Here is an 18,249-nt window from a genome sequence, read left to right as displayed (position 1 = left end):
ACCGCCGCCGTCAACGTGGTTTTCCCGTGGTCTACGTGGCCAATCGTTCCTATGTTTACATGTGGCTTCTCGCGCTGGTAGGTTTCTTTTGCCATAATATTATTAGTTAATAATGTTTTAAGATCTTGATTCTAATATTTCTTTCTCAACGTTATCGGGTACAGCTTCATAATCACGAAACTCCATGGAGTATGATGCTCGCCCCTGTGTAATTGAACGCAGATCAGTGGAATAGCCAAACATTTCTGACAACGGAACGCGGGCATTTACCACTGATCCCTGATTATTGCTATCCATTTGGCCAATAATACCTCGTCGGCCATTAAGATCACCAATTACATCTCCCATATATTCTTCGGGAGTAATAATTTCTACATCCATCACTGGTTCAAGAATTGAAGGACTTGCTTTAAGTGCAGATCTTCTGAAAGCCAGCTTAGCACATAATTCAAAGCTATACTGGTCAGAGTCTACATCGTGATAATCCCCATCATACAAGCGCACACCGATATTTTGTACTGGATAATCAGCCTGAATACCAGCATCCATCGCTTGCTTAAAACCCTTCTCTACTGATGGAATATATTCTGTAGGGATGTTACCGCCTACAATTTCGTTAATAAATTTGAATCCTTCGTCAACAGAAACATTGTTGTCTTCTTCGTCAAATTCCTCAAAGTCAGACAGCGGACCAATTTCGAACTCCATGTCCGCAAACTTACCACGCCCACCAGACTGCTTCTTATACAATTCTCGGTGAGTAATACTATCATCAATAGTTTCTCGGTAAGAGACCTGCGGCTGACCAACATTTGCCTCAACTTTAAACTCTCGTTGCAGCCTATCTACAATAATTTCGAGGTGAAGCTCACCCATTCCGGCAATAGTTGTCTGACCAGTATCTTCATCCGTTTCAACCTGGAAAGTGGGATCCTCTTCAGCCAACTTGATCAGTCCAGTTGTTAGCTTTTCAGCATCAGCCTTTGACTTAGGCTCAACAGCTAGCTTAATAACCGGCTCCGGAAATGTAATATTTTCAAGAATAATTGGATCTTCAATATTACAAAATGAATCTCCGGTACGAACTTCTTTAACGCCAACAGCAGCAGCAATATCACCTGCTCTAACGACATCCAAATCCTTCTTTTCGTTGGCATGCATTTCAAGAATACGACCAATACGTTCCTTCTTTCCGGTCGTGGCGTTATATATATAAGAACCTTTTTCTAATTTTCCGGAATACACGCGGAAGAACGTCAACTTACCAACGTAGGGATCCGTCATAATCTTAAACGCCAACGCAGAAAATGGTTCTTGCACGCTGGGCTTGCGCTCTAACTTCTTGTCTTCATCTTCAGGATCCAAACCTTCAATTGGTGGAATATCATAAGGACTCGGCAAAAACTTGATGACCTTGTCGAGTACTGTCTGAACTCCCTTGTTTTTAAGAGCAGAACCACACATTACAACAGTAACATCACGGTCGAGAGTAGCTTCACGAAGCGCATTTTCAATTTCCTCTTCACTGATTTCCTCGTCCATGAGGTATTTTTCCATCAGCGCATCATTATGATCAGCAATAGCCTCAAGCATAATCTTGCGATACTCTTCAGCCTTTTCTTTCAGATCATCAGGAATCTCAATTTCATCGTATTCCATCCCAAGCGTATCCTCATCCCAGATGATACCCTTCATCTTGATAAGGTCAACAACGCCCCGGAAGGTATCTTCAACACCGATGGGGATCTGAATTGGAATAGCATTAGCGTTGAGCTTCTCCTTCATTTCATCAATAACGTTGAAGAAATCAGCCCCTACGCGATCCATCTTATTAACAAAGGCCATCCGAGGCACATCATATTTATTTGCTTGCCTCCAAACAGTCTCGGACTGAGGCTGAACAGCTCCTACAGAATCAAAAACCCCAATAACACCGTCAAGTACACGTAGTGAACGCTCTACCTCTACAGTAAAGTCAACGTGACCCGGCGTATCAATAATATTAATGCGATGATCTTTCCAAATGCAGTGAGTAGCAGCAGAAGTTATTGTAATACCTCGCTCCTTCTCTTGGTCCATCCAATCCATCTGGGAAGCGCCGTCATGAGTTTCACCAATACGGTGAGTAATCCCTGTATAATAAAGGATGCGCTCCGTCATCGTTGTCTTACCAGCATCAACATGCGCAGCAATACCAATATTGCGTGTACGCTTGATGCGGTCTATAATTTCAGGGTCAGTTTGTGTCTTAGTCTCAGCCATTATTATAAATTATATCGGTAAATCATTTAGAATCTAAAGTGAGCAAATGCTTTATTTGCTTCTGCCATGCGATGAACCTCATCCTTCTTTCGCACTGCACCACCTTCGTTATTGGCGGCATCCAACAGCTCGCGAGATAAACGCCGAGCCATTGACTTATCATTTCGAGTTTGACATGCATTAATCAACCAACGAATACCTAAGGCAGTACCGCGATCGGGGCGAACCTCGACGGGCACTTGGTAGGTTGATCCGCCAACACGGCGGGAACGAACTTCAACTACCGGCGAAACATTACTGAGGGCCTCCTTAAATACTTCCATGCCCTCATTGCCAGTATCTTCTTCAATAATTTCAAAAGCCTGATACAAAATTTTACGTGCGACATTTTTCTTACCGTCGCGCATCAGGTTGTTTACGAAGCGCGTAACCAGCTTATCACCAAAAACCGGATCCGGCTGAACTTCACGCTTATCTGCTGTCTTTCTTCTCATATCTCTTTACGTTTAATTCCTACTCAACAATTCTAATTAGGCTTCTTTGTACCGTAGAGACTGCGACCCTGCTTCCGGTCTTCAACACCGGCAGTGTCGAGCGTTCCACGAACAATATGATAACGTACTCCGGGGAGATCCTTAACACGACCTCCGCGAACCAGCACAATGCTGTGTTCCTGAAGGTTGTGACCTTCACCAGGAATATAAGCCGTTACTTCATAGCCATTAGTTAAACGCACACGAGCAACCTTACGCAAAGCCGAATTCGGCTTTTTGGGCGTAGTGGTATAAACTCGTACGCAAACTCCGCGTTTTTGCGGACAGCCTTCCAAAGCAGGGGCCGTAGTTTTACTCGACTTGCTTTTTCTGCCTTTGCGAATAAGTTGTTGTATTGTAGGCACGATTAAATACGCTTAATTGATTTTTCAGGTCGAACAAGAGTTGCCAATGATAAGGAATTTAGTACTATCTATGCAAACAATTTTATTGATTTTCTTTATGTTTTTCTGTTTTGTATCCTATTTCCATCTCAAACGACATAAATTTACTCTGAACGACCTGAATAACTAGTATACTAATATATATCAGTATATTTATTTTGAAATTAATCGACCTTCCACAACTGGGAACCAAGCGATTAAACGCGCTATCTGAGAGTGGAATCAAAAGTACACTGGATCTACTAAACTACTTTCCTCACCGGTATTTAGACCGGACAACCATCACCAAGATTCGAGAACTTCGCGATAATAGTGAAGAAGTAACCGTAGTAGGCCGTATCAAGAAAATACAACAAAAAGGGCACGGGAATAAAAAAAGACTGGAAGTTATCATTCAAGACGATACCGCCTCTTTGAAGGGAGTCTGGTTTAAAGGCGCCCATTATATAAGGAAAAATCTTTCGGAGGGTGAAGCCGTCGCCTTCTTTGGCAACGTTAAGAAATACGGTCGGTATTTATCTATTGCGCATCCAGAGTATGAAAAAGTAAGCAATACTTCTGACCTTTCGCAGCTAAAGCAGATTATGCCTATCTACCCGGGTAACAAGTCACTCGCCAAAACGTCAACGACCAGCAAACTCATCCACCAGTGGCAAAAAATTACTCTAAAACATGAAAAAACACCCGAATTCCTGCCGGATTCTATTCGACAAAGTTACAGCTTGCCCAAACGGCATGAGTCCTACCGGATGATTCATTTCCCGGAATCGAAATCAGAGTATCAAAAAGCATTCAAGCGGTTTAAGTTTGAAGAGTTATTTCTCTTTGAGCTAAGCGTGGCCAAGAGCAAACACGAAATTATTGACAAACACGACGCGCCTGTTTTTGAGGATCTAGGCAATTATACTCAGCGCTTCTTCAATACCCACCTACCTTTTGAGCTCACCGATGGACAAAAGTCCGCTCTTTCGGATATAAAAAAAGATGTGCGCTCTGGCAAGCAAATGAACCGGTTGCTCCAAGGCGATGTAGGATCAGGTAAAACCATAGTGGCCTTGGGTGCCATACTTATGGCACTGGATAACGGCTATCAAGCCGCCTTTATGGCCCCTACCGAAATCCTGGCTGAACAACATTTCCGAACACTTTCCAATTTCCTGGATCCGCTGGATATCAATATTCGTCTGCTGGTAGGTAATCAAAAGAAAACCGTACGCACTGACATCCTCACAGACCTCGAAGGCGGCAGCTGTGATATCGTCGTTGGTACCCATGCTGTTATCCAAGAGCAAGTAAACTTTTATAAGCTGGGGCTGGCCATCGTTGATGAACAACACCGTTTTGGTGTTAAGCAACGCGCTGAAATTCTAAAAAAGGGATCACATCCACATGTGCTCGTGATGTCAGCGACTCCCATTCCCCGCTCACTGGCTATGACATTATATAGTGACCTGGATATCTCCATCATTAAAGATCTTCCCGGCGGACGCAAACCCGTGAAGACCGCCGTTCGGCACCAAAAGAAACACGATGAAATTTATAACTTCGTTGAGCAGGAATTGAATAAGGGCGGGCAAGCATACGTCGTGTATCCCTTAGTGGAAGAGTCTGAAAAAATGGACCTCAAAGATGCCAGCGCAGGGTTTAAGAAACTAAAAAAGCGATTCTCTAATCACGAGGTGGGATTACTGCACGGACAGATGAAATCCGAAGAGAAAGATGCCGTGATGCTGCAGTTCATTAATAATGAGGTACAGGTGCTGGTCTCAACCACCGTCATAGAGGTCGGTGTTGACGTATCTAATGCCAGCCTTATGATTGTGGAACACGCCGAACGGTTTGGGCTGTCACAGCTTCATCAGCTACGGGGGCGTATCGGCCGGGGCGAACGTCAGAGTTACTGCATCCTAATTTACGGCCAAAAAGTAAGTAAAGAGGCACAATTTCGCCTGCGGAAGATGGCAGAGACCGATGATGGGTTTCAAATTGCTGAAGCTGACCTAGAGCTTCGCGGACCCGGCGATTTTCTTGGTACCAAACAAAGCGGCCTGCCAGAATTTAAGGTCGCTGACATTGTAGAAGATCAATGGATACTAGAACAGGCAAAATCTGAAGCTTGGAAAATTATTAGTAATGATTTTAATTTAGAACAACCTAAGCACCAGGAGTTAAAAAAGGTATTCACCCCTTATTACAAAAAGAAGAGTAAATTTTATGGGATGGGCTGAAAGTAACTGACAAGACGGAACTTTTTTTACTCCTCAAAATATTTGTATCAAAAGGATATTGGGCAATTAATATAATGAGGTTAGTTTATCCTATTCTGACAAATAGGATGCAAAAAGAAGCAAATACACCAAAGGATCGTTTTCTTAACCCAGACAAAAATCAAGTCAGAATTGTAAAAAATATCGGCTATAATGCATGAATTTATCTTACCTCCCCAAAAATTATCTCCGTTTGTAAAACGGATATATGAAATTGATATCCCCCATCCCAGTACCTTTGAAGATAATAGAATCATCCCCTTTGGTACCGGGACTATTACCATCGTGTTAAAGGGGAACCCCCGGGTCGAAGATGCAAATGGTGTACATCACTTTCCCGATTACGCTCTTAGCGGCCAGTATTTCCCTACCTTCTCTTTTGACAGTGATATCCCTTTATTGTATTACGGCATTGCCCTAAAGCCCACAGCCACACACAAACTTTTTGATATTTACCTGGCGGACATCCAAAATGATTTCCTCCCTCTTGATGAAGTAATTGAGGATGAAGCCGACCAAATCCGGCAAGAAATTTTGAAGACCGAATCCACCGAAAACCGATTAAGATTGCTTACCGATTTTATGCTGAATAAAGTCCCGGACTCTATAAAATATACCCACCTGGATGTAGTTATTGACTACATTTACGAAAAGAAGGGCAAATTGAAAGTCCTGGATCTCTGTGAATATGAAGACGTGAGTAGACGCTATCTCGAGAAGAAATTTAACAAGTTTATTGGTTTTACTCCCGGTCAGTTTATTCGACAGGTGCGCTTTAATTTTACCTGTGCTGAAATTGCAGAAGGAAATTCTACCGTAAACGATATTTTATCAAAATTTGGCTATTACGACCGATCCCACTTTATGAAAAAGTTCAAGAGATATCACAGCGATGATCTCAGTGTCCTTACAAACGAAGATGGGAATCTGTTTAAAACCGTATTTTCCCGGATTATGCGTAGTGAGTCTGAAAATAATTTTCATCCATAAAGCAGTTATGATAAATACCATAGAGAGCACTAAGGAACAAAATGATTTTAAGTCTATCTTCAGAATGTGACAATCAAATACTATTAGTACGTTATAAAATATGGCCCTCCTTTAGTACAGACCGTACTCTGTAAATTTCTATCCGCTACTCTGCTGCAGATTCTAATAATCTGACAACCTCTTAATTACTCTGGGCATGTCTCCACCCTGGTTCCTGGGTCTCCGTAAGCATAAGAGCGGATAAAAAGTCCGAAGCTTATCAGTGAAATTACTCATGCCAAGCGCTCAGGATAGTGTTCCTTTTTGGAAGTTCCGACACCCCATATCCTTTACAAGAGTAATGCTACGTAATTTTAAATGGAGTTTCGATTCTTCGAAAGAAATTGAAAAATCCGTTATAAAACCTTGTAAAACCTAGCATCTCTTCCCGAACCTAAAACTAAACATCAATCAGTAAGCTAAAAATCCGTTCGCATTTTTACTTTTCGGTTAGAACCTAAATGTCTTTATTGACCACAGAAATTTTGTTGGCAAGCAAAAATGGTGTCCCAATTGGTATCAGGTACATGTATTGGATAAATATTTCGGGTAACAAATACTATTAAATAGCTAATTACATCACAATTTAACGGCATTATGTATAAGCAATTCATAAAACTCTTGGGTATTACCCTTCTTTCGGTCAGTATTACAGTAATAATTATCTCTTGCGGAAATTCAGGTCCCGAAGTCGGTACCAGCGAAATTACTTCCGTTACTCCCGATAGCGGGATGGTGGGAGCGGCTATAACCATCGGTACCAAGAATGTTAACACACAACAGTCTGAATGCCAGGTCAGCTTTGATGGAACTCCGGCCCCTGTACGCAGTACCAAAGCAGAAGAAATAATAGCCGAAGTCCCAGAAGGCGCATCCAGCGGACCAGTGAAACTTACTGCTGGTAACAAAACCATTAGCGGGCCTTATTTTAAAATCCTTACACAACAGCTTGTTGTTACCGGGGTATCTCCCGCAAAAGCTCCAACCGGTTCTCGTATTACCATTACAGGGGCTAATTTTCTGGGAAATACTCCAAATAAAAGCAGCAAAAAATCTCCTACTGCCTCTCAAAAAACTCACGGCAAGACTGCGCTCAAAAAGAAGGCAAATGCTGGAAAGCGCTCCAAAAAATTAACAGGATCCAATTCATCGCTGCCTAATCTTGATAATACAGTCAATAACCATCATTCAGATAATAATTCCAGGCTGAACAACTCCCCTGCTCACACTAATCAAATGAAATCAAGCTCAAATACTACTGATACACTAAGCAAGTCTGGCGGACAGCTTACAATATCTATTGACGGACAACCCGCCCCGATACTGAGTGTCACTGATACACTGATACTTACAGAAGTACCCCAAAATGCTACCCAGGGAACCATTACCATTACTGTGGGTGATAAATCAGTAACGTCTGATCGCTTTGAAGTTATTCCCTCTCCGAAAATTACCGGCCTGTCTTCTAAAGAGGGCCCTATCGGTTCATCAGTAACACTCAATGGAGTTGGATTTAATACCACAGCTGATGCCAATATCGTTACCTTCAATGATACCGAAGCCACCATAAGCAGTGCTAGCTCTACCAAAGTTGTAGCTACTGTGCCACAAGATGCTACCAGCGGACCGGTCAAAATAGCAGCCTTTGGACAAACAGCCACAGGCCCCAGTTTTAATGTGACAGAGAATCATTCCCCAAAATTCGCCAGTGCACAAAGCACTTATAAATCCAAAGAAAATAAGACCGCTGTTGAAACGCTAGTTGCCTTTGATCCAGATGGAGATGCTCTTACTTATAAGCTAAATGGTGGAACCGATAAAGGATTATTCTCCATTGACTCAAACTCTGGTGCATTAACATTCAACAGCGCCCCGGACTTTGAACAACCAGCTGACAATGATGCCGGCAATACCTACGAAGTGCAAGTAAGGGTTTCCGATGGGAACCTGAGCATCAGCAAGAACCTCACAGTATCCGTTCAAAATGTTAATGAGGCACCGGTATTTGTTAGTACCAAAATATCTACCAATACTACCGAATATAAAGCTAATCTATCGGGTGGGAATTATGTATTCAATGATGTCACGACCGGAACGAATCTGGCTAGTATCGATTCTTTTTATGTAGCTATGCAATCAGATTTAGATCCATTACAAGGGGCAACCATCAGCGGACCAGATGGGGGTATTTTTAGTGTTCAGACAGTAAACGATTATGTTATTAAACTGAGCGGTCCTACCCTGGACTACAATCACAGCGCCAATGGTACCGATCACCAATACCAATTTTCGGTCACAGCACAGAACGGGGCCGGCCAAACTATCAGCCAAACATTCATTATCACTGTAGACCCTTTTACGCAAGGCAGCGGTACACAATCAGATCCTTATCTGGTTTCAAATTTAGACCAGCTTCAAGGAGTCGAGAAATACTCAGATGCATATTTTAAACAAACGGCTGACATTAATGCTTCAGGAGCATCAACCTGGAATGGTGGAAAGGGATTCGATCCGATCCAAATTTCGGGCACTTACAATGGCAATGGACATACCATTACCGGGTTAACGATAGACCGCCCAAATATCGGCAAAGTCGCTCTTTTTTCGCAGGTAAGTTCTTCGGGGACAATCAAGAACCTACATTTGACTAATGTAAACGTTACGGCATCGACTAACTCAGGAACCCTTGCAGGAGCTAATTACGGTTCGATTACTAACTGCTCAGTTACCGGAACCCTTGATAGCTATCAGTCTTCAGCCGGCAATTACAATGTAGGAGGACTTGTGGGAAAAAATTCAGGGACCATTTCGAAATCATATGCAGATGTTAACACCAGTGCAACTGGTAATCCAGGGTCAATGCTGGGCACCGGCGGGCTTGTAGGTAATAATACAGGGATCATAAATAAAAGTTATGCTGCTGGGTCAGTTAGCGGTGACAATAATAATGGTGGTCTGGTAGGTACCAATGACGGTGATATCCAAAACTCTTATGCCACTGGTGCTGTCAGTGGCACTACAAATAATGGAGGACTGGTAGGATATAATAATGATCTTATTGAAAGCTCTTATGCTGCAGGTTCCGTGAGTGGTGGAAATAGCGGAGGTTTGGTAGGATATAATGGGGGATTTGGGTCAAATCCAGTAATTAATACCTCCTACTGGGATACCCAAAGCACTGGGCAGCCAAGCGCAATTGGAAATGGTTTAACCAGTAATAATGACAGTACAGGGCTCACAACTTCGCAAATGCAGGGATCTTCGGCACAAACTAATATAACCGGCTTTGATTTTACGAGCGTGTGGCAGACAAATGCTAGCTACTATCCAACACTGCAGTAGAAAAAATAATTACGAAAATATATCTGAAGGAGAACCATTAAACTACTTTTAAAACTAATGTAAAAAGGCGGTAATCGGGTACCTATCGGCCCGGACCGCCTCTTCTACTAAAAGTTGCTTTTGGGCAACAACATTTCCTCTCCTCCATGCTTTTTATAACAAATCCATCAAATGATTCGAAACCACTTAAAAATTTATTCGTGATACGAAACAACACATATTTATAAAGTGGTTTAGTGAGATAACTAATAAACCCGTTGACAAGTCTGCTTCTCTATCATTTCGGTTTTTTGCAAATAAGTGTATGTGAGATGCTGAAACACGTTTAGCATGACATGTCTGGATAATTTTACACAAACTTTTATTGTTTATGGGGGTTGTTATTAGAATTCTGAAATTTAATTCACTTTTTGTTAACCTAAATCAACAATAAAAATATACAAGGCGAATTAGGGATACTCCATATATTTATGCAAGAAGAACAGAATACTGTTGAGCTACAGCAACAGTTTTTCCCGATCTCTGACTTCCATACTATAATGGATAAATGGAGCGACCTACTAGACCATAACCCTACAAAGAATATCTACACGGCGGATAACGATTACCATTCCTTCACCTTTTCTTATCAGTTGCTGGGTGATGATGTGTTAATTCTGCATCAAAAAACCCATTGCTATGCTAAACACCGGATGGAACTGCTTCCGCGACATGAGGGTAAATTTTATACGCTCAAATACTTACTTAATCAAAATAAGTCCGCTCGGCTGATCTCCGGTGACGATCATTATGATATGTACCAAAGCACGATTGCCCTTTTTAGCAATTATGCCAATTACGTTACCGAATTGCCGGCTGGCTATCACGAAGAAAATCTGCAAATTGTTATCAGTCACAACTTCATTGACCAGTACATTAACAAGCAACACATCTCTCATCCTCGTCTGCAGAAAATTATCGATGAGCCAAATGACCTGATGTTTCTCCTACCACAGGCGCCGTCTCCCATTAAATCAAAAATCAAGCAATTAGCACAAACGGTGGGTGATCCTTCATCAACGCCCACGAATAAACTGCAAATACTTACCCATATTAGCAATACGCTGGATATGCTATTTCAATTACAGATAGAAAATCCAATGGAGCCTTCTTCCCTACCTGTGAATGTAGCCCAACAAGTAGCCGAATATTTGGACGACTATCTTAAGATGCCTTTCCCCGGCATGGATTTTCTGGCTGCCCAATTTGGAATATCTGTATCTGGGTTAAAGCGGCACTTCAAACAAGAAATGAACACCACTCCCTTCCGGTACTACCGTCATAAACAGATGCAACTGGCACAAAAAAAGTTACAAGGAACAAAAACTACTGTGTCAGAAGTAGCCTACCAACTTGGTTTTGACAATGCCTCGAATTTTATTCGGGCATTTAAAGCAGAGTTTGATATCACGCCGGGAAGATATCAGCAACAATATTCCACAGAATAGCAAATCGGCTAAGTGCCGGAAGACCTATCCTGCACTATCCCAACGTCTTATTACCGTTTAAAATAGCCGAAACCAATCCGTTCGCATTTTTACTTTTATACTCCCCAATAATATAGCCCTCCATAATCTACCTCTATAGGCTTTAACTCCACCTTTCCATTAACACAGGCATCATAAAAAAGGTTGGGCTAATCTGATTACTTCAATTTGAGCTTATATGAATATATTTTTTAGCTGTAATTTGTTTTCTTGTAGCGCAGAAAACGGACAGAATATTACGTTGATCTTATAGGATTGGTGATTATGGGGACTGGTGACTTATATGATACTTGCGTAATTCAGATTACACTGCAATAACAGAAGTATCTCCTCAACTCTACGCGCTATTACATTATTCCCATTGTAGTGAACGGACTTTTGCAGTATTCTTTCTGGAGTACCCCTCCCCTATAAAGATGCCTAACTATAATATCATTGGTGGCTTTTAATAACGATATCAAACAAAAGGGACGGCTTTTCGTATGTTCAACAACAACCAGTATCACATTATATCTCAGTTTAAAAGACTCATTTCCTCAATCCATTATTTAATAAAACCCCTGGCATCTCTGGTGATAATATTTAGTTGTTTATCATCAAATCTATATGCACAAACAGATTATACCTCTTCGAAATCCGGAGGAAGCAATCCCCTATCAGCAATACCTGATGTTGATACCGGCGTTATTACCGGTGACTTTGACAATGACGGGGATATAGATGTGTTGGGGTATGATGATAATTCGTATGCCACATTCAGCTTTTACGCCAATAACGGTTCCGGATCATTTTCTGAAGTTACCGGATCATCCAACCCGTTTAGTGGAATAGCCGACGATAATCTTTTTTGGGCGGCAAGTAGTACCATAGTTGCAGATTTTGACAACGACGGAGACCAAGATATTTGGGACTATAAAAGTGAAAATGGCAGTGATGGCCAAAATATCTATCTGGAAAATACCAGCAGCGGTTTTACCTCTTCGAAATCCGGAGGAAGCAATCCCCTATCAGCAATACCTGATGTTGATACCGGCATTATTACCGGTGACTTTGACAATGACGGGGATATAGATGTGTTGGGGTATGATGATAATTCGTATGCCACATTCAGCTTTTACGCCAATAACGGTTCCGGATCATTTTCTGAAGTTACCGGATCATCCAACCCGTTTAGTGGAATAGCCGACGATAATCTTTTTTGGGCGGCAAGTAGTACCATAGTTGCAGATTTTGACAACGACGGAGACCAAGATATTTGGGACTATAAAAGTGAAAATGGCAGTGATGGCCAAAATATCTATCTGGAAAAACAAGGCAATCCAAGTAGTAACACTGCACCAACCTTTAACGATGGAAGCTCGGCTTCTCTTACTATTAACGAAGATGCCTCCGCAACATCTATTAATGGATTGCTTGATATTACTGACACTGACTCCGGGGATAATCTCACTTGGTCTATTTCGTCTGCCCCTGCGAACGGATCTCTGGGCGGGTTTCCGGCATCCGCAACTTCAAACGGTGGTTCCATTTCCCCTACGGGACTTACTTATACCCCTAATGCCAACTACAGCGGCGCCGACTCTTTTGATATTCAGATTTCTGATGGCATCGGTACCGCAACTATTACCGTCAATATTGATATTACCGATATCAATGATGAACCTACCTTGTCAGCCACAGGTAATGATCCGGCCTTTACGGAAGGTGATGCTGCCCCGGGTGTAGATCTATATAGTGGAGTGAGTGCTTCAAATGCTGAGGGAGGGCAATATATCTCGAGCCTAACAATGACTATTTCCAATATAAGCGACGGAGCTTCAGAAATTTTGCGATTTGACGGCAGCAACATAGCCTTAACCGACGGTAATACGGTTAACACTGCCGGTAATAATCTTTTTGTAAATATATCAGTATCAGGCAGTACTGCTACGATAAGCTTTAGCGGAGCAAGCTTGACTACTGGCCAGCTGCAAACACTGGTAGAGGAACTAGCATATCGAAACACTTCGGGCGACCCCACAACAGGCTCAGATCGTATCGTTACGATTACAGAGATTACTGACGATGGTGGAACAGCCAACGGAGGCGATGATACGGCAGCGCTTTCACTCAGTTCTACCGTAAGCTTAACAGCAGTTAATAGTCCGCCGGTGATAACCAATCTTAATGGTGATAACTCTCCTGTACAAACTGGAGGCTCTGCAGTTACTATAGATGATGGAAAAGATGCTACCGTAAATAATGTAGATTCTCCGGATTATGATGGAGGATTATTAGAGATCAAGGATAAAGATATTAATAATACCGCCAACGGGAGCTTTAGCGTAGATGGCACAACGGTAGTTGCAGGTGGAAATGCAGAAATATCAGCCGGACAGGCCATCAAGGTTAATGGTACCTCTTTAGGTACCGTAGATGGAGTAAATGATGGACAGGGCGGAAATACCTTAACTATCAATTTTAATAGCGATGCTACCTCATCTCGTATTCAAACGCTCATCCGCAACCTGCACTGGGGAGCACTTACAGGCAGTGGACAACAGACCTTTACCCTAACGCTCTCTGATAACAACGGAACTGCTAACGGCGGGGATCAGGATGTAACCGCTGATTTTTCGATGACTTTAGGCAGTCCACCTGTCGTAGGTAACCTAGATGGTGATACCGTAGATTTCGAGGTCGGTGGGCCGGCGGTAAATCTCGATGACGGTGGAAATGCCACCCTGTCTGATGTGGATAACCCGGGCAGTTTAAACGGAGGAAACTTGCACGTAACAGTATCAGCAAATACAAATGCTGCAGAAGATCTGTTACAGTTAAATACCGGAGGTACAGTATCCGTATCAGGAACTACGTCTGGAAGTAATGTAAGTGTAGAAGGTACCATAGTAGGTACGCTAGGTAATGATATTACAGTTGGCAATGACCTCAGGATTAACTTTAACACCAATTCCACAATAGCACGCGTGCAGGAGCTACTGCGTGCAATCCAGTATAAAAACACAACAAGTCCGGTCTCAGTGTTTAGTCGGGAAATAAGCACTACAATCACAGATAATCTTGGACTTTCCAGTAGTTCTGCCACCGTATTTGTGAACCTGGCAGGAAATCCTCCAATTATGGTTTCCGGAAATGTGACAAAAACAATCGATGAACATACGGCATCGGGAACCTTGATTACTGACAGTGATGCCAAGGATGGTGACGGCGGAGCTGTAGATGCAAATATGACTTATGCCATCAGCTCAGGAAACCAAGATTATAATGGAAATGGGAATTCGGCTTTTGCCATCGATAATGAAGGAAAGATAACTGTTGATGATGCATTTGACCTGAATTACAAAGGTCCACAGACCTTTTCCCTAACGATTGAAGCCACGGACTCATTCAATCAAACAGTCACGCAATCTGTTACCGTAAATTTGAATGATGTTGCCGAAACTATTTATGTAGATGCCGGAGCCTCTTCCGGCGGGGATGGCAGCTCGTGGGGCAGTGCCTTCCAACACCTGCAGGATGCCCTAACGGTAGCGGGCGGTAAAGACGAAATCTGGATCGCCGAAGGCACGTATTATCCTGATGAAGGTACCAATCCTACCCAAGGCGATATAAATGCCTATTTTACCATTACCGGCGATCAGGACGGACTCAAGATCTATGGCGGCTTCGACGGGACAGAAACCCAGCTAAGCGACCGCGATATTTCGGGCAATCGAACAATCCTAAGCGGAGACATTGATCAGGATGATGATCCTTTTGCCCCCAATACCGACAGCGATGGCGACTCCAATACCTTTAGCGGCACGGATCATATTAATGGCACTAACAGTAATCACGTGCTATTTATAGATGGACGTAATAATGGAGTTATAACCAATGCTACACTTCTCGATGGGCTTATCGTTACAGGAGGGCAGGCGAAAAACAATGATCCTGAAAAACATGGGGGTGGACTTTTTTGTCAGGGTGGAGGATCTGGCAGCGAATGTAGCCCTATATTAAACAGACTCATTTTTAAGGGGAATACGGCTATTGCATCATTTGGTAATGGTGGAGCCATTTATATAGGTAGCAAAAGTAGTTCCATCATCATGAATACCATTTTTTATAGTAATAATGTATCAGGAGAATTTAGTAGAGGTGGCGCAGTTAGAATATGGGGTGCAGGGAAAACTGCTGATTTAATGCTTATAAATAGTGTATTTATCAATAACCACGCCTCAGATCAAGATGGAAATGGCGGTGCTATATCTACTCAAGGTATGGATACAACTCCACTCATCACCAATACTATTTTTTATGACAACTCGGCAGATCTGGGAGCGAATCACATAGATAATACGTCAGAATCTACTCTCACTATTAGCCACTCCCTTATTAACGGAGGGACTTCAGAAATATCAACAGGGCCCATAGCCGATACTTATTATCTGGATGCCAGTAGCAATTCGGTATCTTTTAGCAATAGCACTAATATTGACGCCAATCCTCAGTTTGTCAATACTTCGAATCCCAAGGGAGCTGACAATACTTGGTTTACGGCCGACGATGGACTAGTCTTACAGCTTACTTCGCCCGCCGTTGATGCCGGAGATAACGATGCCATTCCCTCGGGGATTACTACCGACATTGCCGGGAACCAACGCACTCGTGGCGGCACGGTAGATATGGGGGCGTATGAGGCGGCGAGCACCGGACCGAGCCTATCATCAATAAATGACCAAACAATCGACAAAGATGGCGTGTCTCTTATGGTGGACTTCACGGTTGACGATCCAAATACGAACCTATCCAATGTAACGGTCTCGGCCTCTTCCAACAATCAGACGTTGTTTCCTGACAACAATATCACCATAAATGGTACCGGCAGTGATCGAACTGTTGAGCTAACTCCCAGTCCCGGTCAAAACGGTACGGCTACGATAACGCTGAGCGCAAGTGATGGCAGTAAATCTGATCAAACTAGTTTTGATGTTACGGTAAATGTTACGGCGCCTCCCAAAGTTGTACTTACAAAACCGGGAGATAAAGAAGCAATCATTAATTTAACACCTACGCTGGAATGGAAGTCAGCTTCAGGATCGGACACTTACCAGCTACAGGTATCTACCTCTAGCACTTTTGACCAAAACAGTTCGGTTATTTCTAAATCGGGTATTTCCAAATCCAGCTACCAGTTGCAAAGTAACCTCCAGCGTAACACCAACTATTACTGGCGGGTTCGAGCTCGTAACAGTATAAGCTACGGGCAATGGTCTTCTCCCCAAGTTTTTACTATCAAGGCGGGGCCCCCAACCCTGGCCTTCCCTGGTGAAAAAGAACAAGATATCAGTATTGCACCACACTTGTCCTGGACTTCGAATTATCAAGATGGCCAATTTGAATTGAGAGTTAGCACTGATAATAATTTTAATACCGTGGTGACCGATACAATGGTTAGTAAACAGACGGTACAATTGAATGACTTAGATCCCAACACCACCTATTTTTGGCAAGTAAGAGTAAAAACCAAATTGACTTCCAGCCGCTGGTCATCAGCACAAAACTTTACCACGCGGATAGACCCCCAAAATAGTTCAATGGACGAGCATATTACTTTTGGAGACGGCAGCGGAGAAATGGACTCATTCGATTATCGGCTAGTTGGAGTGCCAACAAGTGAAACCATACCGGTAGAAACATTTTTTGAAGGTAATTATGGTACTGACTGGAAAGTATTTAAAGATGATGGCAGCGAAGATAATTTTCTCCAAGAGCATTCCAAAGACCAACCACTTGCTTTTCGAGCTGGTATGGGCTTTTGGGTATTGAGCAAACAGTCTCTTGATATTCAAGGTACATATCCTGCAGTTAAGCCATCCCCCAATGATACCTATAGTATTAGCCTGCAGCCAGGATGGAATATTATTAGTAATCCTTTCAGGCGTACAGATAATTGGGATGAGATTATGGCTTTTAATCAAGATTCACTTACGCTCTTTGGATATGATGGTAGTTTCTACGAAAGCAAGAAGATGGAGTCTTTTTCTGCTTACTATGTATTTAATGATGAGGATAAAGACATTAATATTGAAATACCTTATACCAGTATCTCAAAACGAAGACAACCAAAAAGTTCTAAAGAAACTACCAAGCTAGTCTCCCGGCCAAAAGAGGTTACTCTTGACATTGATATGGAGAGCCAAAAACGTCCGGCCAAAGTACATATTATCTACCATTCAAATAAGAAAAAGAGCAAAACTTTTACGCAATACCATCCCCCACTAAAGCTCAGTAATTTCGGAGCTGTAATTATTGACAAGGATAAAACGAAGCGAAAAAGAACCTTACACACCAAGGGCGATGTTTTGGACCGCGATCGCAAGCACTATACCATCGAGGTTAAAGCTAAGAAACAAGAGAAAGTTAGATGGACCCCCAAGATACCGGATCTTAAAAATGATATGTCTGTATTAATTGCTGATCCCAAAAAAGGACGTTCAAAAATATTGGAGCATAATGAGTCTTATTCATTGATGACTGCCAAAGGGCGCAAACAGTTTGAGATATATGTTGGAACAACTACCGAATTACAACAGGTTCAGAATAATTTGGGTCCCCAAGAAATTACGCTGACTCAAAATTATCCAAACCCCTTCAACCCCACAACAACTATAAAGTTCGGAATTAACAAACGCAGTGATGTATCGTTAGAAATATATAATATCCTCGGCCGAAAAGTACGTACTCTGGTTAATAAACCATTAAAAGCAGGTTGGCATCGGATACAATTTGACGGTACTCGCCTAGCCAGTGGAACATATTTCTATCGCTTAATTGTGGGACAGAAAGTCCAAACCAAAAAGATGGTACTGATTAAATAATTATGATTGACTCAAAAATTATC

General features: G+C 42.4%; 9 protein-coding genes. 5 read left to right on the top strand and 4 right to left on the bottom strand.

What is annotated here, in order from left to right; genetic code table 11:
- The 4 genes from LX73_RS12680 to rpsL form a co-directional block, all read right to left on the bottom strand.
- Positions 1 to 95 (bottom strand): GTP-binding protein (locus LX73_RS12680; RefSeq protein WP_148899156.1); only part of this gene is annotated, 95 nt, incomplete at its 3' end.
- A 22-nt stretch (positions 96 to 117) separates the two neighbouring features.
- Positions 118 to 2,262: an elongation factor G gene (gene fusA, locus LX73_RS12675; protein ID WP_148899894.1), complete on the bottom strand. Its 2,145-nt coding sequence runs from the start codon at positions 2,260 to 2,262 to the stop codon at positions 118 to 120.
- Between the two features lie 26 nt (positions 2,263 to 2,288).
- Positions 2,289 to 2,756, bottom strand: a complete 468-nt coding sequence (rpsG, locus tag LX73_RS12670; RefSeq protein WP_148899893.1) for a 30S ribosomal protein S7 — start codon at positions 2,754 to 2,756, stop codon at positions 2,289 to 2,291.
- A gap of 32 nt (positions 2,757 to 2,788) precedes the next feature.
- A complete protein-coding gene (gene rpsL, locus LX73_RS12665) occupies positions 2,789 to 3,160 on the bottom strand; it encodes a 30S ribosomal protein S12 (RefSeq protein ID WP_148899892.1) in 372 nt (123 codons plus the stop codon).
- 197 nt (positions 3,161 to 3,357) lie between these two features.
- Here rpsL and recG point away from each other — a divergent pair, with 197 nt between their 5' ends.
- The 5 genes from recG to LX73_RS12640 all read left to right on the top strand — a co-directional run bounded on the left by recG (position 3,358) and on the right by LX73_RS12640 (position 18,226).
- Entirely contained in the window at positions 3,358 to 5,427 is a 2,070-nt protein-coding gene (recG, locus tag LX73_RS12660) for an ATP-dependent DNA helicase RecG (RefSeq protein ID WP_148899891.1), read from the top strand.
- 192 nt (positions 5,428 to 5,619) lie between these two features.
- On the top strand, positions 5,620 to 6,456 hold the full coding sequence (locus tag LX73_RS12655; RefSeq protein ID WP_148899890.1) for a helix-turn-helix transcriptional regulator: 837 nt from the start codon (positions 5,620 to 5,622) through the stop codon (positions 6,454 to 6,456).
- Positions 6,457 to 7,092: 636 nt separating this feature from the next.
- The gene (locus LX73_RS12650) at positions 7,093 to 9,837 is read left to right on the top strand and encodes an IPT/TIG domain-containing protein (RefSeq protein ID WP_148899889.1); all 2,745 of its coding nucleotides are present in this window, start codon (positions 7,093 to 7,095) and stop codon (positions 9,835 to 9,837) included.
- 470 nt (positions 9,838 to 10,307) lie between these two features.
- Positions 10,308 to 11,324: a helix-turn-helix domain-containing protein gene (locus tag LX73_RS12645; RefSeq protein ID WP_148899888.1), complete on the top strand. Its 1,017-nt coding sequence runs from the start codon at positions 10,308 to 10,310 to the stop codon at positions 11,322 to 11,324.
- Positions 11,325 to 11,935: 611 nt separating this feature from the next.
- Complete coding sequence (locus tag LX73_RS12640) at positions 11,936 to 18,226, top strand: Ig-like domain-containing protein (protein ID WP_170245693.1); 6,291 nt, start codon at positions 11,936 to 11,938, stop codon at positions 18,224 to 18,226.
- Positions 18,227 to 18,249: the final 23 nt, after the last annotated feature.

The organism is Fodinibius salinus, from assembly GCF_008124865.1.
GTDB classification, from domain to species: Bacteria; Bacteroidota; Rhodothermia; order Balneolales; family Balneolaceae; genus Fodinibius; species Fodinibius salinus.
Note: the sequence above shows the minus strand (reverse complement) of the source record. Positions and strands in the feature narration are given on the sequence as shown.